The following is a 23,057-nucleotide window of genomic DNA, read 5'->3' as shown; positions in this document are numbered from 1 at the left end:
CATTATGCTATTTCTAATTCTTCTACCATTGGTTCTTCAGTCTCTAAACGTTTTAGAGCACGTTTGTATTCAGTAGGCATCACTTTTACAAAATCACCTAGGCTGGTTTCCCAGTTTTCTAATAGTCTGTTACCACATTTACTGTTTGTATATAATACATGCTTTTCTATTAACCCTTTTAATTCAACTGAATCTTCTGTAGAAATATCTTCAAATTCAATAGTTTCGGTATTACATAAACCGTTTACAAATTTATTCTCAGGGTCGTAAACATAAGCAATACCACCACTCATACCAGCAGCAAAGTTTCTACCCGTTTTACCGAGCACAACTATTTTTCCACCAGTCATATATTCACAACAATGATCTCCAACACCTTCAACTACAGCAGTTGCTCCAGAATTTCGAACAGCAAAACGCTCACCTGCAATTCCGTTTATGTAAGCTTCACCATGTACCGCACCAAATAAACAAACGTTACCGATTATTATGTTTTCTTCGGCAATAAAATCAGCTTTTGCTGGTTTTTTTACAATTAATTTAGCTCCAGAAAGTCCTTTACCAAGGTAATCGTTGGTGTTTCCTTCTAAAGTAAAAGTTAAACCATGTGCACCAAAAGCTCCAAAACTTTGTCCTGCAGACCCTGTGAAGTTTATGTTTAGGGTATCTTCTGGCAATCCTAAATGACCGTATATTTTTGAAATTTCGTTGCTAACCACAGCACCTACGGTACGGTTAATATTCCTTATAGGATACTCAAGCGTCATTTTTTCTTTTCTGTAAAGCGCTCTATGAGAATCTTTAAGAATTGTAAAGTCCAGAACATTTTCAAGATTGTGGTCTTGTTTTTCTGTATTCTTTACAATTAATTGTCTGTAAACACTTGGTGTATGTAAAATACTCGATAAATCTAGACCTTTAGCTTTATAATGCTTTATAGCTTTATTAGCATTAATTTTATGAGTTTGACCTACCATTTCACCTAAAGTTCTAAAACCTAATTGCGCCATAATACCTCTTAATTCTTCGGCTATGTAATAGAAGAAATTAATAACGTGTTCTGGTGTGCCTTTAAAGTTTTTACGTAGCTCTTTATCTTGAGTTGCAATACCTACAGGACACGTATTTAGATGACATTTACGCATCATAATACATCCTGAAGCGACTAATGGTGCCGTTGCAAACCCAAATTCTTCTGCACCTAATAATGCAGCAATAGCAACATCGCGTCCTGTTTTTAACTGACCATCGCATTCTACAACTATTCTACTTCTAAGATTGTTTAAAACCAGTGTTTGTTGTGCTTCTGCTAAACCAAGTTCCCATGGTAAACCTGCATGTTTTAATGAGGTTAAAGGAGATGCTCCTGTACCCCCATCATAACCTGAAATAAGAACAACATCTGCTTTTGCTTTAGCAACTCCGGCAGCAATAGTACCAACACCAACTTCTGATACTAATTTTACGTTAATTCTCGCATCGCGATTTGCATTTTTTAAGTCGAAAATTAGCTGCGCTAAATCTTCAATAGAGTAAATATCGTGATGTGGAGGAGGAGAAATTAAGCCCACAAATGGCGTTGAATTTCTTGCAGCTGCAATCCAAGGTAAAACTTTGTGTGCTGGTAATTGACCACCTTCACCAGGTTTTGCACCTTGAGCCATTTTTATTTGAATTTCTTTGGCATTTGTAAGGTAATGTGAAGTTACTCCAAAACGACCAGAAGCCACTTGTTTTATTGCCGAATTACGACTATCTCCATTCACATCTGGATGGAAGCGTTTTCTGTCTTCACCACCTTCACCAGAATTAGATTTACCACCAATTCTGTTCATGGCAATAGCTAAATTTTCATGAGCCTCACGAGAAATAGATCCGTAAGACATGGCTCCAGTTTTAAATCGCTTTACAATTTCTGTCCAGGGCTCCACTTCATCAATAGGAATTGGATCTAAATTATCAAACTCAAATAACCCTCGAATGGTCATTAAGTTTTCAGATTGTTCATTTATCGATTTTGCATAAACATCATAACTAGCTTGGTCGCTTAACCTAACAGCTTGCTGTAATTTTGCCACTGTTGTTGGGTTAAAAAGGTGTCTTTCACCATTACGTCTCCATCTGTAATCGCCACCAATATTTAAGCTTAAACCAAAATGTTTATCTACAGCATTATCTGGATATGCTTGTTTGTATCGTTGGTCAATTTCTCTTTCAATTTCGTACAACCCAATACCTTCAATTCTTGATGCTGTATAAGGGAAATATTTTTCAACAAATGAAGAATTAAAACCAACAATTTCGAAAATTTGAGAACCTCTGTATGAATGTAGTGTAGAGATTCCTATTTTGTTCATTATTTTAAGAATACCTTTCCCAATAGCTTTATTGAAATTATCAACAGCTTGTTGCTCGTTCATATCACTTATGAAGCCTTCTTTAACCTGCATTCTAATAATTTCGTTAACCATATACGGGTTTATAGCACTTGCGCCATAGCCAAATAAGGTTGCAAAATGATGCGGTTCGCGAGGTTCTGCAGATTCAATAATAATATCGAAATAAGAACGCTTACGTAAACGATTCATTTGATGGTTTACATAAGAACAGGCTAATAAAGCTGGAATAGGAGCAAAATCTTTGTTTACACCTCTATCAGAAAGAATAATTATGTTTGTTTTTCTTTCTAAAGCTTTTTCAACTTGTCTGATAATATCATCTAAAGCTTCTTCTAATCCATTAAGACCTTGAGCTTTTGGATACAAAATTTGAATAGTTTCAGCTTTAAAACTTTCAATTTGAATGGTTCTTATTTTTTCTAAATCGGCATTAGAAATCACAGGATTTTGAATCCTTAATTTTCTACATTGTCTTTCTGTAATGCTGAAAATATTTCGGTCTTTGCCAAGATTTAAACTAATATCGGTTACAATTTCTTCACGAATACCATCTAAAGGTGGGTTAGTAACCTGTGCGAATAATTGTTTAAAATAGTTAGAAATAAGTTGAGGTCTATCTGATAAAACTGCTAAAGGCGTATCGGTACCCATAGAGCCTAAAGCTTCCTTACCTACAATAGCCATAGGAGTTATTACCTCTTGAATATCTTCAAATGTATAGTTAAATATACGTTGTCTTGTTTTTATATCAATGGTTTCAATCGGGCAGGTTGTATTGGTGTAAGGCACATCTCTTAAATGTAAGCGCGTTTTGTCTAACCATGCTTTATATGGTCTTTCTGAAACAATCTTACTTTTAATTTCCTCATCTTTAATAATACGACCTTCGTTCATGTCTACCAAGAACATTTTTCCTGGTTCTAAACGTCCATGACTTTCTATATCTTCTGGAGCAATATCTACAACTCCAATTTCAGAAGACATAATTAACTTACCACTTTTTGTAACCGTATATCTTGATGGTCTTAAACCATTTCTATCTAATAAAGCACCAATGTAATCACCATCTGTAAAAGGTACAGATGCAGGTCCATCCCAAGGCTCCATGATGCAGCCATTGTACTCATAGAACGCTTTGCGCTCTTCAGACATGGTTTTGTGTTTTTCCCATGCTTCTGGAATCATCATCATCATAATTTCTGGTAATGAGCGTCCTGTATGAGTTAATAATTCTACAACCATATCCATAGATGCAGAATCAGATTTTCCTGGAAGAATTATTGGAAATAATTTATCTATTTGTGGTCCGAAAACATCACTTTTCATGATTTCTTCACGCACGCGCATTCTACTCACATTACCACGCAAGGTGTTAATTTCACCGTTCTGACACATAAAGCGGAATGGTTGTGCTAACTCCCATGTAGGCATAGTGTTAGTTGAAAAACGCTGATGCACTAAAGCTAAACGAGTAACTAAATCAATTTGCTGTAAATCGGTATAATATGGTCCAATATCTTCGGGCATAATTATACCCTTATATATAAGCGTTGTGTTTGATAAACTAGGCACATAAAAATAACCGCTTTCAGATATTTTTGATTTTCTAATAGTATGTTCTGCAATCTTACGAGCTGCGTATAATTTGGCTTTAAAGGTAGCCTCATCAATATCCTCGGTTTTGCCAATAAAAATTTGTTCAATAATAGGTTCTGAAGCCTTTGCGATTTCTCCTAAATTAGAGGAGTCTACAGGCACTTTTCGCCACCCTAAAACAGAAAGCCCTTGAGCTTTTATTTCATTCTCTAAAATATCTTTACAAAATTGGTATTGATTTTTGGTTTTAGGTAGAAAAATCATACCTACGGCATACTCTCTTGCAGCAGGAATTTTAAAATCACACACCCTCACAAAATACTCATGAGGAATATCTATTAATAATCCAGCACCATCACCGGTTTTTCCATCTGCACTAACACCACCACGATGTTCTAATTTTACTAGAATTTCTAAGGCATCATGAATGATTTGATTTGTTTTTTCTCCTTTAAGATTACAAATAAAACCTGCCCCGCAATTTTCATGTTCAAATTCTGGTAAATAAAGACCTTGTTTCTTCAGCATAATCAACGCTTTTTGGTTTAAAAAATTGAGTTGAAACGTAAAGATATGTACTAGAATTTGAATTACAATAAGGGGTATTTCATTATTTCGATTTTAGAAGCGAACTCTTGATAAAAATAATTATATATCAATATTAAACTCTTTTTTTAATAAATACTCAATTCATAAAATTTAATGATAAATACAGATATATGAATTTATGCTAATAAATATTTTAATTAATGAAAATAATATCATGAAAAATTAGAAAAAACTGACAATAATTCAAATAACTATGTTGTTAAAAAACCAAAAAATTAAAAAATTACAAGAATACCTATAAAAAAATGGGGTAAAAATTAGAATATTGATAAAAGTAAGTCTAATACCCCTATTTTTTATGGGGGTTAAATCTTTTTGACATAGATTTGATTCATTCTTAAGGAAAAATTAACTAAAATTTAATAACCAAAAATTAAAACGATTATGAAAAAAATTATTACACTTTCAATGTTTTTTATAGCATGTACATGTAGTTTGTTTGCACAGGAAGAGGAAGATTCAACTCCTTCATTCACAATAAGTGGTAGTGTTGATGCTTATTATAGAGCTAACTTGACAGCGCCAAATGATGAAAATGCTATTGCACCAGGATCATCATTTGCACAATTACCTGGTTTTGCTTTAGGTATGGCCAATGTAGTTTTTAGTTATGAAGGCGAGAAAGCGGGATTTGTTGCTGATTTAGTATTTGGCCCAAGAGGGACGGATGCTATTTTCGCTTCACCAATGTATTCTTCTAGAAACGATGTGATTTCTAGTACAGGTAACATTGTAAATCAATTGTATGCATACTGGAATGTAAGTGAATCTGTAACATTAACCATGGGTAACTTTAATACCTTTTTAGGTTATGAAGTTATTTCTCCAACAGCTAACTTTAACTATAGCACATCTTATTTATTTTCTTATGGACCATTCAGTCATACTGGTTTAAAAGCAGATATTGCATTAGGTGATGATTTTAGTTTAATGTTAGGTGTCATGAATGATACTGACTTAACAGAATTTAACCCAACAGGAGATTATGCTTTCGGTGCTCAATTAGGTTATGCTGGACAATATTTAAATTTCTTACTAGATCCTTCTTTCACTGAAATTGACTATACAGGAGGATTTGACTTATCTGATGATTTCTTTTTAGGAATTAATGCTGCTTATTTAACTGTAGAAGATGACGGAGGTTCTTTTGCTGGAGCTGCTTTATACCCTCAATTAGCTACTTCAGATTCTTTTACTATTGGTTTAAGAGGTGAGTACTTTACTGAGACTGACTTTTTTGGAGCTATCGGAGCAAGTGATGCTGATGGAGATGCTTCTGTGTTTGCACTTACTTTAACAGGAAGTCTTGCAATTGATAATTTGACTGTAAAACCAGAAATTAGATTAGATAGTGCTTCCGAAGAAGCGTTTATTGATAATGATTTAGCTGGATCTAAAAGTTTAGGTTCTTTTGTATTAGCTGCAATCTACTCATTCTAATACATAAATTTATACACATACCCGTTTATTAAAAGCGGGTATGTGTATGTTAAAATAAATTACTAACCATTAAAATTATAACATATGTCTTTATTATTAAACATGCCCCTTATAATTCAAGATACCTCTGCAGTTGATGCATTAGCTGAGTCTATCAAAGGCGATATGGGAATGCTATGGATGTTACTATCTGGTATTCTGGTATTCTTTATGCAAGCAGGATTCACGTTGGTAGAATCTGGTATGACAAGATCTAAAAATGCTGTAAATATAGCCATGAAAAACTTTCTTGATATCTGTGTAGGTTCATTGAGTTTCTGGTTTGTAGGTTACTCATTAATGTATGGAGAAAGCTCAAACGGATGGTTTTTCTGGAGCGGGTTCATGCAAGGTGAAGGTGCTGATTTATTCTTCCAAACTATGTTTGCTGCTACTGCTGCAACTATTGTATCTGGAGCTATAGCTGGAAGAACTAAATATACTACTTATGCTATCTTTTCATTAGTTATGACTGCACTTATCTATCCAATAGCTGGTGGATGGGAATGGAATGGCGGATGGTTAAATAATACAGATGGTATTATGCCTGCTGAGTTTATCGATTTTGCTGGTTCTTCAATTGTTCACTCTGTGGGTGGTTGGGCTGCACTTGTAGCTGCATTTATGGTAGGACCAAGAATAGGTAAATATGTAAATGGAAAAGTTATGCCTATACCAGGGCACAACCAAATATTAGCAACATTAGGTGTATTCATTCTTTGGTTAGGATGGTTTGGATTTAATGGTGGTTCTCAATTAGCTTGGGGTGGTGATGATGCTACCGGAGCTTCTACAGTGGTGCTAATAACAAACTTAGCTGCAGCTGCAGGTGGTTTGGGTGCTTTATTTACTACATGGATATGGTACGGTAAACCTAATTTAGCTCAAACCTTAAATGGTACTTTAGCTGGTTTAGTGAGTATTACTGCTGGTTGTGGAAACATGACTGCTCCAGGAGCTGTATTAGCAGGTCTTATTGGAGGTATAATTGTAGTATTCTCAATTGAATTTATAGAGAAAAAACTTAAAATTGATGATGCTATTGGTGCTGCATCTGTACACGGTGTTGCCGGTGCATGGGGTACTTTAGTAATTGGTCTTTGGGGAGTTGATGGAGACACTGGAATTGGCCTTTTTAATGGTGGCGGTGGCGCTCAATTAGGAGCACAAGCTATAGGTGTTTTAGCTTATGCAGTTTGGGCTGTAGTTTTATCATTCATAGTATTCAGTATACTTAAAGCAGCATTTGGTTTACGTGTTACTGAAGAAGAAGAAATTCAAGGTCTTGATATTTCTGAACACGGATCAATAGCTTACCCAGGTAAGAGACAAAGAGAAATGGAAGATTAAAGATCTCTGTTATTTAGTAAATAACATTAGAGTTAAATCTAAAAGATGCCTTATAATAAAAGAGGCGTCTTTTAGATTTTTATATGAGTATAAGTAAAGAAACAATTAATTACATATTTAAAGAATTTTAATATTTTAACTAACTAAAAACTTATAAGATTAATGACATTATGAAAAAAATTGAAGCAATTATTAGAAAATCAAAGTATAGTGCAGTAAAAGAAGCACTACACGATGTTGGAGTAAACTTTTTTTCTTACTGGGATGTTACCGGTTTAGGAAATGAAAAAGAGGGGCATGTTTATAGAGGTGTTTCTTATAGTACAAGTGATATTCAACGTAGATACCTGTCTATAGTAGTTAACGATGATTTTGAAGAAGTAACTATCAAAACAATAATTAAATCTGCAGCAACTGGAGAAGTTGGAGATGGAAAAATCTTTGTATCAGACGTTAAAGAATGTTACAGAATACGAACAGGAGAAAAAGGAGGAGACACTTTAAAATAATAAACATCTAAAAAATATTTCATGGAATTACTTACAACAAATAATGTATGGATGATGATCTGTACAGCACTGGTTTTCTTTATGCACTTGGGTTTTGCATTTTTAGAAATCGGATTAACAAGACAAAAAAATACAATCAATATACTTTTTAAAAATATTTTTATAATCACAGTTGGGCTTCTTTTATATTGCTTAGTTGGTTTTAATTTAATGTATCCAGGAGAATTCAACGGATTTTTAGGTTTTGCAGGTATTGGTTTAGATTCACCACTTACTGCAGAGGGTGCTTTAGATTTAACCTATAACGAAGGTTACACCTATTGGACAGATTTCTTATTTCAAGGTATGTTTGCAGCAACTGCAGCAACTATAGTATCTGGAGCAGTAGCAGAGCGTATGAAAATTTTACCATTCATGATTTTTACAGTAGTTTACGTAGGATTTGTATATCCAATTGCTGGTTCATGGCAATGGGGTGGAGGTTTCTTATCAACATTAGAATTTGGTGAAACTGAAGGTTTTTATGATTTCGCAGGATCTACTTTAGTGCACTCTGTAGGTGGTTGGGCAGCAATAATAGCTGTTTGGTTATTAGGCTCTAGAATTGGGAAATTTAAAAATGGAAAACCTCAAGCTATTCCAGGTCATAATATTCCATTAGCAACTGCAGGTGTTTTAATATTATGGTTAGGATGGTTCGGGTTTAATGGAGGCTCTGTACTTTCTGCAGACCCAGCAGGAACTTCTTTAACATTAGTTACTACCTGTTTAGCTGCTGCAGCTGGAGGTGTAGTTTCTATGTTAGTGTCTACTGCAATGTATAAAAACTTAGATTTAACTATGTTCTTAAATGGTATACTAGGTGGTTTAGTTGGTATTACTGCTGGTGCAGACCAAATGAGTCCAACAGATGCTATTTTAATTGGAGCAATAGCTGGAGCTTTAATAGTATTCGCAGTAAGGTTTGTAGATAAATTAAGATTAGATGATCCTGTAGGAGCTATTGCAGTACACCTTATTTGTGGTATATGGGGAACATTAGCAGTTGGAATTTTTGGTGCTAAAGCTGGTTTCGAACAATTTATGATACAATTAATAGGTGTAGGATGTTATGCAGTATTTTGTATAGTAACAGCATTTATCATCATATTCACTTTGAAGAAAACGATGGGAATTAGAGTGTCTGAAAAAGAAGAATTAGAAGGTTTAGATGGTTACGAGCATGGTATGGATGCCTACCCAGACTTTAGATTAAATGAGCATTAAAATAAAATGTGAATAATAATATTTAGTTAGTGTTAGAAGAAGGATGTCATACCAATAGTTGTATGTCATCCTTTTTTATTTTTAATGATAATGTAAGCAAAATAAAAAGCCAGTATTTAAAAAATACTGGCTTTTCTATGTGTATATAAAACTATTTATTATGCCGAATTTCTACTAGCATTAATATTTCCAAATAAAGAACGCGTCACGATTTTTTCGTAGATTTTCTTTTGCTCATCATCTGGAGAAACACCAGCTTTTTCTAACTCTTGAATTTTTTTAAGAGCATACTGTTGTATAGTTAATAAAGGTAAGACTATAGATTCTCTTACTTCAATTGACGCTTTACCAGAAGGCTCATTTTGCATCAACTCTTTATAACCTGTAACTTTTAAAAGTAATCTTTTGGTTGTTAGATATTCTTCATAAATAATATTCCAAAAATCACCAAACTCTTCATCTTTAGACATGTATTTTGTTAAGTCGAAAAACGATTTTGTTAAAGACATCATACTATTTTCTAGTAAAGTTTTAAAGAACTTAGAGTTTTTGTATAGCTGTTCTACTTTATCAAATTCACCTTTATCTTCATACTTTTTCAATGCAGTACCAACACCGTAAAATCCAGGTACATTTTGTTTTAACTGGCTCCAAGAACCTACAAATGGTATGGCTCTTAAATCTGAAAACACTAATTTATCTGAAGTACCTCGTTTTGATGGTCTACTTCCAATATTAGTTTTAGCATAGTATTTTAAAGTACTCATACGTTCTAAATATGGAATGAACATAGGGTGACCTTTAAAATCTTTATATGTTTGGTAACTTGTTTCGGCCAAATCGTTCATAACAACTCTGTCTTCATCAGACATTTTGTTTTTTTCGCTACTAATTCTGTTATTAATACCAGAACTTATTAATTGCTCTAAGTTGTATTGAGACGAATCTAAAGTTCCGAAATTAGAACTAATAGTTTGTCCTTGAATAGTTAATTGAACCTCTTTATCTTCAATAGTAGGTCCTAAAGAAGAATAAAATTGATGTGTTTTTCCACCACCACGGGCTGGTGGTCCACCACGACCGTCAAAAAATATGGCAGTAATATCATATTTTCTAGACATTTCAGTAAGCAATTCTTTGGCTTTATAAATTCCCCAGTTTGCCATTAAATAACCACCATCTTTTGTACCGTCAGAAAAACCAAGCATGATAGTTTGTTTACTACCTCTAGCTCTTAAGTGTGCCATATACTCTGGGTTTGTATATAGTTGTTCCATAACTCCTGGAGCGTTTTCTAAATCAGGAATAGTTTCAAACAATGGCGCAACATCTACTGTTAATTCATCTTTAAAAGAAACTATTTTTAGCATGGCAAATAGTTGCATCACATTTAAAGCAGTTTGGTTATTACTTATAATGTACCTATTAGCACCACGTTCACCATTGCTTTTTTGTATGTCTTTAATAATAGCAATAGTTTTTAATGTATTCCTTACCATTTCATCTTCAAAAACATCTAAATCTGGAATACTGTCATTAGCTTTTGATAATATTTCAATTTGTTCAGCTTCAGATAGACTGTGATAATTATCTGGGAATGATGAATTTCCAGTTTTAATTAAGTAATCTATAACTTTTGTGAAAACAGTATGATGTATTCTACTATCTTGTCTAATATCTAGTGTTGCAAAATTATAACCAAATAAATGAACTCTGTTTATTAGATTGTTTATTTCTCCAACATATAGAGATTGATGCTCTTTTACAACAAGGTTTCTAATACTAAGTAATTCTCTTATGAGTTCTTTTGATGTAATAGCATCTGGTGAATCTAAATCTATACTATAATCATATAAAATAGTTTCTAGTCTAACTACACGCTCTTCAACACCTCTAAAAGTTAATTTTCGTCTTAAGTTTTTAAGATCAGCATAATATTTCTTTAAAATGGCTTGTTTTAGCTTTGCGGCTACTTTTAAAGTAGTATCTGGTTTTACAAATGGGTTTCCGTCACGATCTCCACCTGGCCAAAAACCAAGATTGATAATTTCGTTATGTTTTTTACCATCATCGTAAATATTCTGTTGAATGTAATTGTATATTTCGCCAAACGAAGTATAAAATACATTTTCTAAATACCAAATTAAACTCTTAGCTTCGTCATAAGGTGTTGGTTTTTCTCTTTTAAAGAAAGGTGTTTTTCCTAATTGACCGAACAGATTATTGATTTCAGATAGGTTGTTTTCTTTTATAGCCTCAGTTAAATCTGTAATAATTCCTAAAACAGAACCTGGATAGAATTGAGTTGGATGTGCTGTTAAAACAATTCTAACCTTAAACTCATCTAAATAATTCTTTAGATCTTCTAATTTATTTTCTGAAACAGCAGTTCCCTTTAAATTTCTTAAAGTACCAACGCCATCCATATTGTTTACAATTGGGAATGCCGCATCTTCAATAGCATCAAATAAAACAACTTGTCTTTCAATGTATTGAATAAACCTAAACAAAAGATTTATTTGACTTTCTTTAGAGCGACGCGCTTGGTATTTTTTAAAAAATGTATCTACTATTGTGGTAGGATCATCACCTTTTGCAAATCCTTTTTCGCATGTTTCATGAAATAAGGGAAGTAATACTCCTGTTTTTGTTACAGCATCAAAAGGTAGTGTCATAAATATACTATTGTATATTTGATATTTAGACATTACGTTTTGCTTAAATCGTGTTAATTTTGGCTCTACAGACATCTTATTTTTCTATTGAAAATTTTTTATAAAAGTAGTAAAGCTTAAATTAATCAAGCTGTTCTAGATAAAAATTTATCATTTTTATTACTTTGATGAATTCAAATTATGAATAATTAAAAAAATCTTTACTATCCCTGTGTTTTTCTAATTGATTAATCATTAGAGATTAGCTTCTTTTTAATCGTCTAAATTTAAATTTTTAAGGTAATAGAGAATTCGTTGTATGATATATATCATATTCTATGATTTTCATGTAAAATATCTTTACAGATTAATCTACAATTGAATGTTTGAATTAACTATTAAAAACATTTAAGAGTGTAAAAATTAATTATGAAAAAAACACATTCGTTTCACATTCCTGTAATGGGTATTGGATTTACAATTGATACGCCTTTAAAAGTGGCACAATATGGCATGGACTCTGTAATTTCTTTAGTTGATGATATTTTACTAGAAAAATTAAGAAAAATGTATAGCGAGAAATTCAAAATTCCTTACAATGAAATTACAAATAAAATAGATGATTTTAGAGCTAAAAGAATCACGTCTTATTTAAATTTAATTAGTGATTTAGCTGATAAAAAGTTTGAGTTATTAAAAAATATAACCACAGAAAAAAGCGATGAATTTTTAGGTTATATAAACATGTTACCAGATACTTCTGGTTTAAAGGCTGAGTTTAAAAAATTAACATTAAATGGATTTGATTTTTCTGAAATTAAGAAATGGGCTTCTAAGAATTTAACCATGGGTAATATTGATGTTAATATTATGACCAAAGTTGATAAAGACAATTATAAAGAGCAAGAAAAATTAACTTCAGAATATAATGATGCACATGCCGCTTTAAGAGGGTTTGCCAATAGTAAACTAAATTCATCTGTTGTACTTTCCGCTGGACTTAATCCTAGATTATATCATTACATGAGTCGGTTTGATGATTTTTTTCCAGATGAAACGGGAGTTTTTAAAAAGCGTATTATTTTAAAAGTAAGCGATTATAGATCTGCATTAATTCAGGGTAAATTTTTGGCTAAAAAAGGTTTGTGGGTTTCAGAGTATAGAATTGAATCTGGACTTAACTGTGGTGGACATGCTTTTGCTACAGACGGTTATCTTTTAGGGCCGGTTTTGGCAGAGTTTAAAGAAAAACGGGAAGAACTAAAAAAATCCATACAAACTATATTAAATCAAGAGCTTGAAAATCAAAATAGAATTGTACCAAGGGCATTATCTTTTGAGATTACAGCTCAAGGAGGCGTAGGAACCCAAGAAGAACACAATTTTTTATTAGATCATTACAATTTAGATTCTGTTGGTTGGGGTACTCCTTTTTTGCTAGTTCCAGAAGCAACAACTGTAGATAAAAAAACTTTAAATAAGTTAGTAAAAGCTAAAGAAGACGATTTGTATTTAAGCGATATTTCACCTTTAGGAATACCGTTTAATAATTTAAGAGACAATACAAAAGATTTAGAGAAAACGGTTTTAATTAATAAAGGTAGACCAGGAAGCTCTTGCCCCAAAAAGTTTGTTGCTTTAAATAAAGAGTTTAAAGAAACGGGTATTTGTACTGCATCTAGAGAGTATCAATTTTTAAAAATAAAAGAATTAGATAGGCAAGAGTTTTCAGAGGAAGACTATAAAAAACAATTCAATAAAATTGTTGAGAAATCCTGTACTTGTGTTGGTTTAGGAACATCGGCTTTATTGGCCTACAATTTAGATACTAAAGTTGAAGGCGAAGGTGTTTCTGTTTGTCCAGGTCCAAATATGGCTTATTATTCTAAAATTATGAGTCTTGAAAATATTACCGACCATATTTACGGCAGAGGAAATATGATATCAAGAACAGATCGTCCTAATTTATTTGTAAAAGAATTGCAGATTTATATGGGTTACCTGAAAAATAAATTAGATGAAGCAAAAATATCAATGAGTAAAAAGGAAGAGAAATATTTGCTAGCATTTACTAATAATATGAAAGCAGGCGTTTCTTATTATCAAAATTTATTTGAAGGGGTAAAAAATACTTTCGAAGATATTAAAATAGGAGTTTTAAAAGAATTAGAAAAAAATGAAATAACCTTAAATCAAATTCAACTAGACATTCAAAGCTTAACCGTTAGGGTGTAAGTAGATATTATTTTTTGTTTTAATAATTAGAGTTACCTAAAGCAATTAAAATGGATTTAGTAAAAGAAATACAACGTCTTAAAAAAGAGAAGAATGCTGTTATTCTGGCTCATTATTACCAAGTACCAGAAATACAAGATATCGCAGATTATGTGGGAGATAGTTTAGGGTTGTCGCAAAAAGCAGTAGAGACAAATGCAGATATTATTGTATTTGCAGGGGTGCATTTTATGGCAGAAACAGCCAAAATATTAAATCCAACTAAAACCGTTGTTTTGCCCGATTTAAATGCAGGATGCTCTTTGGCAGACTCTTGCCTACCAGAAGCTTTTGAAAAATTCACAAAAGAACATCCAAATCACTTGGTAATTACTTATGTAAACTGTTCGGCCGAAATAAAAGCGTTGAGCGATATTGTTTGTACATCATCAAATGCTTTAAAAATTGTAGAATCTGTACCAAAAGAAACACCAATTATTTTCGCGCCAGATAAAAACCTTGGTAAATATATAATTGCTGAAACAGGCAGAGACATGTTGCTTTGGGATGGTAGCTGTGTGGTTCATGAAGCCTTTTCTATGGATAAGTTAATAGAGTTGCATAAAAAACATCCAGATTATAAAATTATAGCACATCCAGAATCTCAAACACATATATTAAAAACAGCAACATATATTGGTTCTACAACAGGAATGATAAATTATGTAAAAGCACATCCAAACCAAAAATTTATTGTTGCAACAGAAGCAGGTGTTTTGCATAAAATGCAACAGGAAGTGCCAAACACAGATTTAATTCCTGCACCAGTAGAAGAAGATAACACTTGTGCTTGTAGCGAATGCCATTTTATGAAAATGAATACGCTACAAAAACTATATGATTGTTTATTACATGAAACACCTAAAATAGAAGTACCAGAACATATTATAGAACGTGCTTTATTGCCAATTGAACGTATGTTAGAATTATCTAATTGATATGATAGAAGCAAATTATTTAGTAATAGGTTCGGGGATAGCAGGTTTAACATTTTCGGTTAAAATAGCGAAGAGATTCCCTGATAGAAATGTAGTTATTGTTACAAAAGGCAATGAAGACGAATCGAATACTAAATATGCTCAAGGCGGTGTTGCTATTGTTTTAAACAGAGAAAAAGATTCATTTAAAAAACATATTGAAGACACTTTAATTGCAGGCGATGGCTTGTGCAATGAAGATGTAGTTGAAATGGTTATAAAAGAAGGCCCAAATAGACTTCAAGAATTAATGATTTGGGGCGCTAATTTTGATGTTGATTCTAGTGGTGATTTCGATTTAGGAAAAGAAGGTGGGCATTCAGAATATCGTGTGGTGCATCATAAAGACATCACAGGCTATGAGGTAGAACGTGCTTTATTAAAGCGCGCTCATCAATTATCAAATATTACTATTTTATCACATCATTTTGCTATTGATTTGGTTACAAATCACCATATTAAAAACAGTGAGCAGAAAGAATTGTCGTGTTATGGCGCCTATGTTTTAGATGAAAAAACGGGTAAAATATTCACAATAATAGCTAATAATACCTTACTAGCAACAGGTGGTATTGGTTGTGTTTATGGACACACAACAAATCCGGTTATTGCAACAGGCGATGGGATTGCTATGGCTTATAGAGCAAAAGCTAAAATTAAAGACATGGAGTTTGTGCAATTTCATCCTACAGCACTTTATGAAGCTAAAGGTGAATCATCATTTTTAATTTCTGAAGCCGTAAGGGGTTTTGGAGCTTATTTAAGAAATAAATCAGGATATCGTTTTATGCCAGATTATGATAAACGTGCCGAATTAGCATCACGAGATATTGTATCACAAAGTATAGACAACGAATTAAAAAAATCTGGAGAAACTCATGTGTATTTAGATTGTACACATTTAAATATAGATGCTTTTAAAAAGCATTTCCCTAATATTTACAAAGCGTGTTTAGAACATCATATTGATATTAAAACCGATTGGATACCTGTAATACCAGCTTCACATTATTTGTGTGGAGGTATTAAAGTGAACAAAAAAGGGGAAACAACTATTACTAATTTATTTGCATGTGGAGAATGTTCTAGAACAGGTTTGCATGGTGCTAACAGGCTCGCATCTAATTCGTTATTGGAGGCTTTGGTGTATGCACATAATATTTTTAAATACCATAGCAAGAAAGAAGCTAAACCTTTTGAACTTGTTATTCCAGAATGGAATGATGAAGGAACAATTATTCCTAAAGAGCATGTTTTAGTACAACATAATCTTAAACAATTGCAAGCTTTAATGCGCGATTATGTTGGTATTGTTAGAAGTAATAAGCGCTTAAAAAGAGCTATAAAACATTTAGATTTAATTTATAATGAAGTAGAGGAATTGTATCGTGAATCAAAAATAACAACATCACTTTGTGAATTAAGAAATATGGTTAACGTTGCTCACTTAATTATAAGGCAATCTTTAGATAGAACCGAGAATAAAGGCGGGTATTACAATATTGATAACGTAAAAAAATAAGTGAAGCTTCAAAAAAGCTTCACTTATAAATGTAAATAAATTAGGTTTTTATTTACCTAACATAAGTAGTTCGCTACACACGACTTCTGTAATGTAGCGCTTGTTTCCATCTTTATCGTCATAACTTCTAGAAGTTAATTTCCCTTCAATAGCAACTTCTTTACCTTTAGTTACATACTTCTCAATAATTTGAGCTGTTTTTCCCCATGCAACTATATTGTGCCACTGGGTATCTGTTATTTTTTCACCTTTATTATTGGTGTAACTTTCGTTAGTTGCAATATTAAATTTTGCTAATGTTTTTCCTGATTCAAGATTGATGATTTCTGGGTCGTTTCCTAAGTTACCAATCAACTGTACTTTGTTTCTAAGTGTGTTCATAATTTTAAATTTTAATCGTTAAACAGTTAATACTTTGTCCTGAACTCGTTTCAGGATCTTTTTATTTAATACTTGATTTGTGAATAAGTTGCTGAAATAAGTCCAACATAAATTCGACAGTGCAAATATCTGGTAGCATCAAAATTTTATTCGGTTATTACTTATTTAAAATCGTTTGTAAATGTTTGTAGTCGTTTGTAAACGAATAATTTTTATTATATTTGGCATCTATATACAACAAGGGACAAGAAAGAATAGTAATTTAACATAACCTAGAGCGGTTATTTTTTTTGAGTGAAGTCCTTTAATCCACGATTAGAATCTACTTATTCAGAAATCCAGAGCGTGAGCATCTTGCCGAATAGTTCAAATTAAAGGTTGTTTTATCTCAAATAACGTGTTGCACTTGTTAATACATGATAGTCTTAACATACGACCAAAATCGGTGCTATTCCTTATTTTTAGGCTTAGGAACGGAAGCCTTTAATACTTCGTCTAATGATGTATTAATTTTTAAAGCCTTTTCTTTTGATTTTGAGGGCTTTACTTGCTTTTTATCTGTTTTTTCTGTCATTTTGTCAAAAAAATACAATTAATTACGTAAATATATTAATATTTACAATCTCTTCCTTAGAATGTTTAAATATTTAATATGTTTTCACTTACATACCTTATTTTTATTGCAGATACTACTTTTTGGATAGGTGCTCTAGCAAGTTTTTTAGGATCTTTAGTTTTAATACTTCTTTTGTTTGTATTTGCTAAACCAAAATTTAAAATTTCTGAAGAAATAGCTTTTGTTGACACAGATAACTATTCACCAGAGCTAAAAAATTCGTATTTAATTAAGGTTACTAATCGTTCACTGTTTGTTGCATATGATATTGTAGCTAATTTAGAAAGCCTAACTCCTTACAATGTAAATTGTGGGACTAATGATAGGGCTGTTGATATTAAATTTATTGACCCTTCAACTAATATTCTTGACAGATATAAGCCTTTTAAAAATGATGGTAAAAATGCATTTATATTTAGAACCACGCATGATTTAAAATCAATTTTAAAAGTTCATAATAACAAATTAGAATTTACACTTATGGCTAAAAATGGTTTTAGTGGATTATCTAAAATGTTTAAAAGAGAATTTTCTATTTTAGCAGATGTAAAAAATGGTCATTTCGGATTTGGCAAGGATTTTGAAATAAAGTAGTTAAACGATTAAAAACATGTATTTTGTCGATTATTTTGTTAATATATCTATAAAAATAGATTTTTTTATTAAAGAAAGTATTGTTTTTTACTAATATAATAGTAATTTAACGCAACGAATTAAAAAAAAACACTAATTAAAAATAAATAAACATGAAAAATCAATTTAAAATTTTAGGAAATGGAATTAATTGTAATGACAAAACAGGTGGATAGTAAATTTAATCTTATTAAAATAAAATAAAGCCTCTTTTTTTAAGAGGCTTTATTAATATTTGTAAGTCTCTTATAACTCAACACACTCTCACTATCAATTAAAAACTTTTCAAAACGCTCTTGACTAGATAAATCTCTAGTATTAAAACGTGCGCTATATTCGTCTAAATAACGTTCTAAATGCTTTGCGCTTACTTGATGATAAACACCGTACAAACCACGCTTTAAAACGCTCCAGAAGTTCTCAATAGTATTAGTATGTACACCGTTTTCAACATAAACATTTAAAGAGTGTTTAACGTTGTCATGCGTGTAATACTTTTTTAAATGACTATATACAGGTGCTTCATCTGAATAGATTGTAGAACCTTTAGGCACGTGTTTACTAATCAATGCACCGATATTGTTTAAATCAGCACTCGGAACGTGTTTTAAAGCTACTTTGCCGTTACGCTCAATAATACCTACTACCATTTTTTTAGGTTGGTACACTTCACCGCTATTGGTTAAAGTGTTATCCACTTGCGAACGCTTTTTACCGTAATGTCTATTTTTATTATTACCACCTATGTAAGTTTCATCAACTTCTACCATATTGTTTTCTCCTAACATTTGCGGTGCTTTGTCTTTTAGCATTTCTCTAATTCTATGCAATACAAACCATGCGGTTTTTTGCGTGATACCTAAATCTAAAGCTAATTGAACCGAACTAATGCCTTTTTTATGTGTAGTCGCTAAATAGATAGCTGCGAACCATATTCTTAAAGATATTTTAGAACCATGAAAGATTGTTCCAACGGTAACAGTAAACTTTTTGTAACACTCATTATTAGCACATTTATAACCTCTTGTGGTTTTATATGTTCTCTCACAACCACAATGAGGACATACAGGCTTACCGTCCCAACGAATTTGCTCGTAATACTCAATACAAGTCTTTTCTTCTTTGAAGTAATCTAAAAGCTGTGGTAAAGATTTGAAATTCATGGTCGTTGATTTAATTAGTTATACAAATATAACCGAATATATTGACATGTACAAATAAAATATACAAATATTTACGGTTATATTGATATATTTTGTAGTTTTGTAACATGACTACATATAAAGAGAGAAAGGAAAACCAGTATAGTTATGTACTTCTCAAAGACGGTGAAGTTTTAGGTACGTTCGGAAACCTAAAAAAGATTACTGAAATAGTAGAAGATGATAATTTTCCTAGTTATTGGACTTTAATAAGAAAAAAGAAATTCCCGATCGAGTTTATGAATTACAGAATTCATAAGGTTAAGCATTATTGAGAACTTAAACGTATTAAGTAATAAGTTTTTCTGTCTTTTACATTCATATATCCTATCTCATTATTTTTTTTAAACTCTTTTTGATAATAAGATAAGCTGTTTATATCTGGCTCTATGGTTTTGAGTTCTTTGTAAAAAGGCTCTAATTTCACATGATAACATATTATCCTATTATCGCATAAGGCTATGAAAACATCCTTTGGTTTTTTACTCATAAGACCAAAAATAAGCAGTTTTTAGTAAAATATGCTAAAAATTGTGAATAAAAATAGTAAAATATACTAATATTTTATTGACTCATAAAATATTTATTTGTATATTTACAAATGAAAAAACGCCAATGTCGGACATTGGCGTTTAATTAAAAAGTTTTAGATTTAAGATTGAGTCTACTAAACTCGATTTAGGAACAGCTAATGAGACTGACTTCAATCTCTCAAAACTAAAACTTAAAAAAAGGGGGTACTATTATTCGCCCCTTTTGGGTTACTAAGATTAATTACCTACGGGTAACTCTTCTTGTAATACGGATTGTACGGGTTGTACGTACAGTTCTTCTTACTTTCACTGTGAATAGTGTTAGATTAATAAAATTAAAGACTAGGACTTTCCTAGTCCGCAAAGGAGATGTTACAGCATCTCCTTTATTTGTTTAATACAAATAAGGATATACCTCTAAATTAAATTAGTTAGTTAATATGAATTTTCACTAACACCAGTGCTTGCGGAAGGGTTTTCTGATGTGTTTGTAAAGCTAGTGGATATGTTTTGATTTAGAAAATGGGTTTTAAAAACGTTGTCAACAAGTTTTTAACAAAGATATTTTATATACCTTTGAAAAGCACACTGTTACTGATATAAAACCAAATAAATTTGTTTAAAAAAAAGAATAAACTAGAAAACGATTATTACGATAATTACACAAATAGACACAAACAAAACTTTTTAGGTGGCTTATTGTGGGCTTTATTGTTTGGTGCTATTTATGGAGTATATAAGTTAATAGAGTGGCTTTTTTTGTAGGATATTTATTCTTTTGTTGTAAATTGATGAATAAATTATAATTCATGTCGTATTTAAAAGATATAGAAGAATCTAGCGAGTTTTTAAAATCATTTGTAATATCATTATTAATATCTCCATTATGGTATTTGTCGATTTTCTTTTTAAATAATAACTTCTACGAAAACACAAATGGAACAGTTTTAATAGTTTTATCTGGCACTTTGAGTTTTGTTTCTGTGTTTTTTATGACGTTTATATTATTATTAACTGAAGATTTTAAAGAAGAGAAAGAAAACGAAGAAGACCGCATACTAAAAAGCGTTTCAGTGTCTGCACTTATATTAATTATATGGAAATCAATATTATTATTTGTAGTGTATTCTGTAGGTTTTTTTTGTAACGCTTATATATATTTCTATTGGTATATTATTATATTTTTTTTGATAAATATTGTAGTATTAATAATAGAATTTATCCCTGAAAAAAACAAGTGAAATTACAATTAAAAGCATTAATAATACAACGCTTATAAAAATAACTTTTATCAACTTCCTTTCTCTAAATGTAAATTTTTTATTCATTTCTTAGTATTTTATATACGTTTGTACTCGGTTATTTTTCCTTAATTTTAGACTATTAAAATTTTAATTTAAAAGACACGTGTCACTGGATTTGTCCCTTAAAGTATATAGTTGCCTTATATTTGTGTTATGGAATACAATATAAATCAGTCTTTTGAGATTTTAGAACGAACACCAAAAACATTATTAGCAATGTTGTCAAACTTATCAGACGAATGGGTTTTTTCTAATGAAGGTGAAGATACCTGGAGCCCTTTTGATGTAATTGGGCATTTAATACATTGTGAAAAATGTGATTGGGTTACTAGGGCAAAAATTATTTTATCTAACTCAGAAGATAAAACATTTGAACCGTTTGATAGGTTTGCTCAATTTGAAATTTCAAAAGGAAAAACAATGTCTCAGCTTTTAAGTGAGTTTTTAAAATTACGTGAGAAAAATTTAGAGTATTTAAAATCTGTTTCTATAACCGAATCAAATTATAATTTTACAGGAAAGCATCCGCACTTAGGCGAAGTAACTTTAAAACAATTATTGGCTTCGTGGGTGGTTCATGATTTAGGACATATTGCACAAATTTCAAGAGTTATGGCGAAGCAATATAAAAGTGAAGTAGGACCTTGGAAAGCTTACCTTTCAATTCTTAATTAAATAAGATTATGCAAAAAAAGTGTTTAGAATGTGGCGATAAAATTATAGGTAGAATTGATAAAAAATTCTGTAGTGATGGCTGTAGAAACGCTTATAATAATCGTGTAAATAAAGACAGCAAGAATTTAATTCGTAATACAAATAATAGACTTCGTAAAAATTACAGAATTTTAGAGACACTTAATCCAGATAAAAAAACAAAAACGTCTAGAGCAAAACTTATTGAAGCTGGATTTGATTTTAATTACTTTACAAGTATATACACCACAAAAGCAGGAACCATTTATTATTTTGTTTACGACCAAGGGTATTTACCTTTAGAAAACGATTTTTATGCTTTGGTTAAACGAGAATAAATAATTTTATGGAAGACATTTTATCGTTACTACAAGAAAACTCAAAAATACTAATTCCTATAGCCATGTTTTTGGCGGTTGCAGTAATTGGGTTTATATCTTATTACTACAGCAACAAAAGTGTATTGCTTAGAGCATTTAAGACAAGTAGAAAAAAATCAATAAATAGTATTCAACAAAACGAATATGCAAAAGTAATTGGTAAAGCTAAATATGTAAACCAGCCTTTAATTGCTCCACTTAGCGGAAGACAATGTGTTTACTACCATATTATTATAGAGGTTAAAGGCGATAAACACTGGCGGAAAATAATAGACGATGTAAAAACTCAAGATTTTTTTATTGAGACCAATTCTGAAATGACTATTGTTAAATCCTCCAATTTAAATAAAAGTTCTATGCGATTTCATTTAGTTAAAGACCACAAAGAAAAATCGGGTTTTAGAAATGATGCTCCAGAAAAATTAGAACAGTATTTAATATCTCATAATAAAAAAAGCACAGGTATTTTAGGTATAAACAAAAGTATGAGATACAGCGAAGGTGTTATTGAATTAGACGAAACTATTGCTGTAAAAGGAGTTGCTAATTGGAAAGCCTTAAACGAACCTATTGAAGGTTATTCCTATTCAAAAATTTTAACACTTACAGGAAATAAAAAAGAAAAGCTTTTGATTACTGATGAACCAAAAGCTTTATTAAGAGTAAACGATAGACTTTAA

At 31.4% G+C, this 23,057-nt stretch carries 19 protein-coding genes; 13 read left to right on the top strand and 6 right to left on the bottom strand.

Annotated elements, in window-relative coordinates; all coding sequences use genetic code 11:
• Positions 1-2: 2 nt before the first annotated feature.
• On the bottom strand, positions 3-4,523 hold the full coding sequence (gene gltB / locus MBM09_RS00810) for a glutamate synthase large subunit (protein WP_238674952.1): 4,521 nt from the start codon (positions 4,521-4,523) through the stop codon (positions 3-5).
• Between the two features lie 465 nt (positions 4,524-4,988).
• On the opposite strand from gltB, the gene MBM09_RS00805 reads away from it, so the two are divergent.
• The 4 genes from MBM09_RS00805 to MBM09_RS00790 all read left to right on the top strand — a co-directional run bounded on the left by MBM09_RS00805 (position 4,989) and on the right by MBM09_RS00790 (position 9,208).
• Complete coding sequence (locus MBM09_RS00805) at positions 4,989-6,044, top strand: porin (RefSeq protein WP_238674951.1); 1,056 nt, start codon at positions 4,989-4,991, stop codon at positions 6,042-6,044.
• Between the two features lie 84 nt (positions 6,045-6,128).
• Positions 6,129-7,433 (top strand): ammonium transporter, encoded by a 1,305-nt coding sequence (locus MBM09_RS00800; RefSeq protein WP_370569714.1) that lies wholly within the window; start codon positions 6,129-6,131, stop codon positions 7,431-7,433.
• Between the two features lie 170 nt (positions 7,434-7,603).
• A complete protein-coding gene (locus MBM09_RS00795; RefSeq protein ID WP_238674949.1) occupies positions 7,604-7,942 on the top strand; it encodes a P-II family nitrogen regulator in 339 nt (112 codons plus the stop codon).
• Positions 7,943-7,963: 21 nt separating this feature from the next.
• Entirely contained in the window at positions 7,964-9,208 is a 1,245-nt protein-coding gene (locus tag MBM09_RS00790; protein WP_238674948.1) for an ammonium transporter, read from the top strand.
• Between the two features lie 158 nt (positions 9,209-9,366).
• Here MBM09_RS00790 and MBM09_RS00785 read toward each other — a convergent pair whose 3' ends face one another.
• Positions 9,367-11,958 (bottom strand): phosphoenolpyruvate carboxylase, encoded by a 2,592-nt coding sequence (locus tag MBM09_RS00785; RefSeq protein ID WP_238674947.1) that lies wholly within the window; start codon positions 11,956-11,958, stop codon positions 9,367-9,369.
• Positions 11,959-12,291: 333 nt separating this feature from the next.
• On the opposite strand from MBM09_RS00785, the gene MBM09_RS00780 reads away from it, so the two are divergent.
• Genes MBM09_RS00780 through nadB form a run of 3 tightly spaced genes read left to right on the top strand, consistent with a single transcriptional unit; the run spans position 12,292 to position 16,635 of the window.
• Positions 12,292-14,097 (top strand): hypothetical protein, encoded by a 1,806-nt coding sequence (locus MBM09_RS00780; protein ID WP_238674946.1) that lies wholly within the window; start codon positions 12,292-12,294, stop codon positions 14,095-14,097.
• A 50-nt stretch (positions 14,098-14,147) separates the two neighbouring features.
• Positions 14,148-15,074 (top strand): quinolinate synthase NadA, encoded by a 927-nt coding sequence (nadA, locus tag MBM09_RS00775; RefSeq protein WP_238674945.1) that lies wholly within the window; start codon positions 14,148-14,150, stop codon positions 15,072-15,074.
• A gap of 1 nt (position 15,075) precedes the next feature.
• Positions 15,076-16,635: an L-aspartate oxidase gene (nadB, locus tag MBM09_RS00770; RefSeq protein ID WP_238674944.1), complete on the top strand. Its 1,560-nt coding sequence runs from the start codon at positions 15,076-15,078 to the stop codon at positions 16,633-16,635.
• 48 nt (positions 16,636-16,683) lie between these two features.
• Here the strand turns inward: nadB and MBM09_RS00765 are convergent, their stop codons facing one another.
• Both MBM09_RS00765 and MBM09_RS15905 read right to left on the bottom strand, forming a co-directional pair.
• Entirely contained in the window at positions 16,684-17,016 is a 333-nt protein-coding gene (locus tag MBM09_RS00765; protein ID WP_238674943.1) for a single-stranded DNA-binding protein, read from the bottom strand.
• Positions 17,017-17,464: 448 nt separating this feature from the next.
• A complete protein-coding gene (locus tag MBM09_RS15905) occupies positions 17,465-17,590 on the bottom strand; it encodes a hypothetical protein (RefSeq protein WP_256444203.1) in 126 nt (41 codons plus the stop codon).
• A 78-nt stretch (positions 17,591-17,668) separates the two neighbouring features.
• Here MBM09_RS15905 and MBM09_RS00760 point away from each other — a divergent pair, with 78 nt between their 5' ends.
• Positions 17,669-18,226: a hypothetical protein gene (locus tag MBM09_RS00760; RefSeq protein ID WP_238674942.1), complete on the top strand. Its 558-nt coding sequence runs from the start codon at positions 17,669-17,671 to the stop codon at positions 18,224-18,226.
• Between the two features lie 254 nt (positions 18,227-18,480).
• Here the strand turns inward: MBM09_RS00760 and MBM09_RS00755 are convergent, their stop codons facing one another.
• Entirely contained in the window at positions 18,481-19,428 is a 948-nt protein-coding gene (locus tag MBM09_RS00755) for an IS1595 family transposase (RefSeq protein WP_238674941.1), read from the bottom strand.
• 107 nt (positions 19,429-19,535) lie between these two features.
• Between MBM09_RS00755 and MBM09_RS00750 the strand changes: the two genes are divergently transcribed.
• A complete protein-coding gene (locus MBM09_RS00750; protein WP_238674940.1) occupies positions 19,536-19,742 on the top strand; it encodes a hypothetical protein in 207 nt (68 codons plus the stop codon).
• Here MBM09_RS00750 and MBM09_RS00745 read toward each other — a convergent pair.
• Positions 19,736-19,957 carry a hypothetical protein gene (locus MBM09_RS00745; protein ID WP_238674939.1) on the bottom strand — a complete coding sequence of 74 codons (222 nt, stop codon included), beginning with the start codon at positions 19,955-19,957 and terminating at the stop codon, positions 19,736-19,738. The two genes, MBM09_RS00750 and MBM09_RS00745, sit on opposite strands and share 7 nt — an antisense overlap.
• An 852-nt stretch (positions 19,958-20,809) precedes the next feature.
• On the opposite strand from MBM09_RS00745, the gene MBM09_RS00740 reads away from it, so the two are divergent.
• The 4 genes from MBM09_RS00740 to MBM09_RS00725 all read left to right on the top strand — a co-directional run bounded on the left by MBM09_RS00740 (position 20,810) and on the right by MBM09_RS00725 (position 23,057).
• On the top strand, positions 20,810-21,241 hold the full coding sequence (locus MBM09_RS00740) for a hypothetical protein (protein ID WP_238674938.1): 432 nt from the start codon (positions 20,810-20,812) through the stop codon (positions 21,239-21,241).
• A gap of 216 nt (positions 21,242-21,457) precedes the next feature.
• Positions 21,458-21,979 carry a DinB family protein gene (locus tag MBM09_RS00735; RefSeq protein ID WP_238674937.1) on the top strand — a complete coding sequence of 174 codons (522 nt, stop codon included), beginning with the start codon at positions 21,458-21,460 and terminating at the stop codon, positions 21,977-21,979.
• An 8-nt stretch (positions 21,980-21,987) separates the two neighbouring features.
• A complete protein-coding gene (locus MBM09_RS00730) occupies positions 21,988-22,335 on the top strand; it encodes a hypothetical protein (protein ID WP_238674936.1) in 348 nt (115 codons plus the stop codon).
• Positions 22,336-22,343: 8 nt separating this feature from the next.
• Positions 22,344-23,057: a hypothetical protein gene (locus tag MBM09_RS00725; RefSeq protein WP_238674935.1), complete on the top strand. Its 714-nt coding sequence runs from the start codon at positions 22,344-22,346 to the stop codon at positions 23,055-23,057.

The sequence above is a fragment of the Flaviramulus sp. BrNp1-15 genome, from assembly GCF_022259695.1.
Taxonomy (GTDB): Bacteria; Bacteroidota; Bacteroidia; order Flavobacteriales; family Flavobacteriaceae; genus BrNp1-15.
This window is presented reverse-complemented; position numbering and strand designations above follow the sequence as displayed.

Coding starts and splice junctions, on each gene's coding strand:
- gltB (WP_238674952.1), bottom strand. CDS start 4,523: ATGCTGAAGAAACAAGGTCTTTATTTACCAGAATTTGAACATGAAAAT.
- MBM09_RS00805 (WP_238674951.1), top strand. CDS start 4,989: ATGAAAAAAATTATTACACTTTCAATGTTTTTTATAGCATGTACATGT.
- MBM09_RS00800 (WP_370569714.1), top strand. CDS start 6,129: ATGTCTTTATTATTAAACATGCCCCTTATAATTCAAGATACCTCTGCA.
- MBM09_RS00795 (WP_238674949.1), top strand. CDS start 7,604: ATGAAAAAAATTGAAGCAATTATTAGAAAATCAAAGTATAGTGCAGTA.
- MBM09_RS00790 (WP_238674948.1), top strand. CDS start 7,964: ATGGAATTACTTACAACAAATAATGTATGGATGATGATCTGTACAGCA.
- MBM09_RS00785 (WP_238674947.1), bottom strand. CDS start 11,958: ATGTCTGTAGAGCCAAAATTAACACGATTTAAGCAAAACGTAATGTCT.
- MBM09_RS00780 (WP_238674946.1), top strand. CDS start 12,292: ATGAAAAAAACACATTCGTTTCACATTCCTGTAATGGGTATTGGATTT.
- nadA (WP_238674945.1), top strand. CDS start 14,148: ATGGATTTAGTAAAAGAAATACAACGTCTTAAAAAAGAGAAGAATGCT.
- nadB (WP_238674944.1), top strand. CDS start 15,076: ATGATAGAAGCAAATTATTTAGTAATAGGTTCGGGGATAGCAGGTTTA.
- MBM09_RS00765 (WP_238674943.1), bottom strand. CDS start 17,016: ATGAACACACTTAGAAACAAAGTACAGTTGATTGGTAACTTAGGAAAC.
- MBM09_RS15905 (WP_256444203.1), bottom strand. CDS start 17,590: ATGACAGAAAAAACAGATAAAAAGCAAGTAAAGCCCTCAAAATCAAAA.
- MBM09_RS00760 (WP_238674942.1), top strand. CDS start 17,669: ATGTTTTCACTTACATACCTTATTTTTATTGCAGATACTACTTTTTGG.
- MBM09_RS00755 (WP_238674941.1), bottom strand. CDS start 19,428: ATGAATTTCAAATCTTTACCACAGCTTTTAGATTACTTCAAAGAAGAA.
- MBM09_RS00750 (WP_238674940.1), top strand. CDS start 19,536: ATGACTACATATAAAGAGAGAAAGGAAAACCAGTATAGTTATGTACTT.
- MBM09_RS00745 (WP_238674939.1), bottom strand. CDS start 19,957: ATGAGTAAAAAACCAAAGGATGTTTTCATAGCCTTATGCGATAATAGG.
- MBM09_RS00740 (WP_238674938.1), top strand. CDS start 20,810: ATGTCGTATTTAAAAGATATAGAAGAATCTAGCGAGTTTTTAAAATCA.
- MBM09_RS00735 (WP_238674937.1), top strand. CDS start 21,458: ATGGAATACAATATAAATCAGTCTTTTGAGATTTTAGAACGAACACCA.
- MBM09_RS00730 (WP_238674936.1), top strand. CDS start 21,988: ATGCAAAAAAAGTGTTTAGAATGTGGCGATAAAATTATAGGTAGAATT.
- MBM09_RS00725 (WP_238674935.1), top strand. CDS start 22,344: ATGGAAGACATTTTATCGTTACTACAAGAAAACTCAAAAATACTAATT.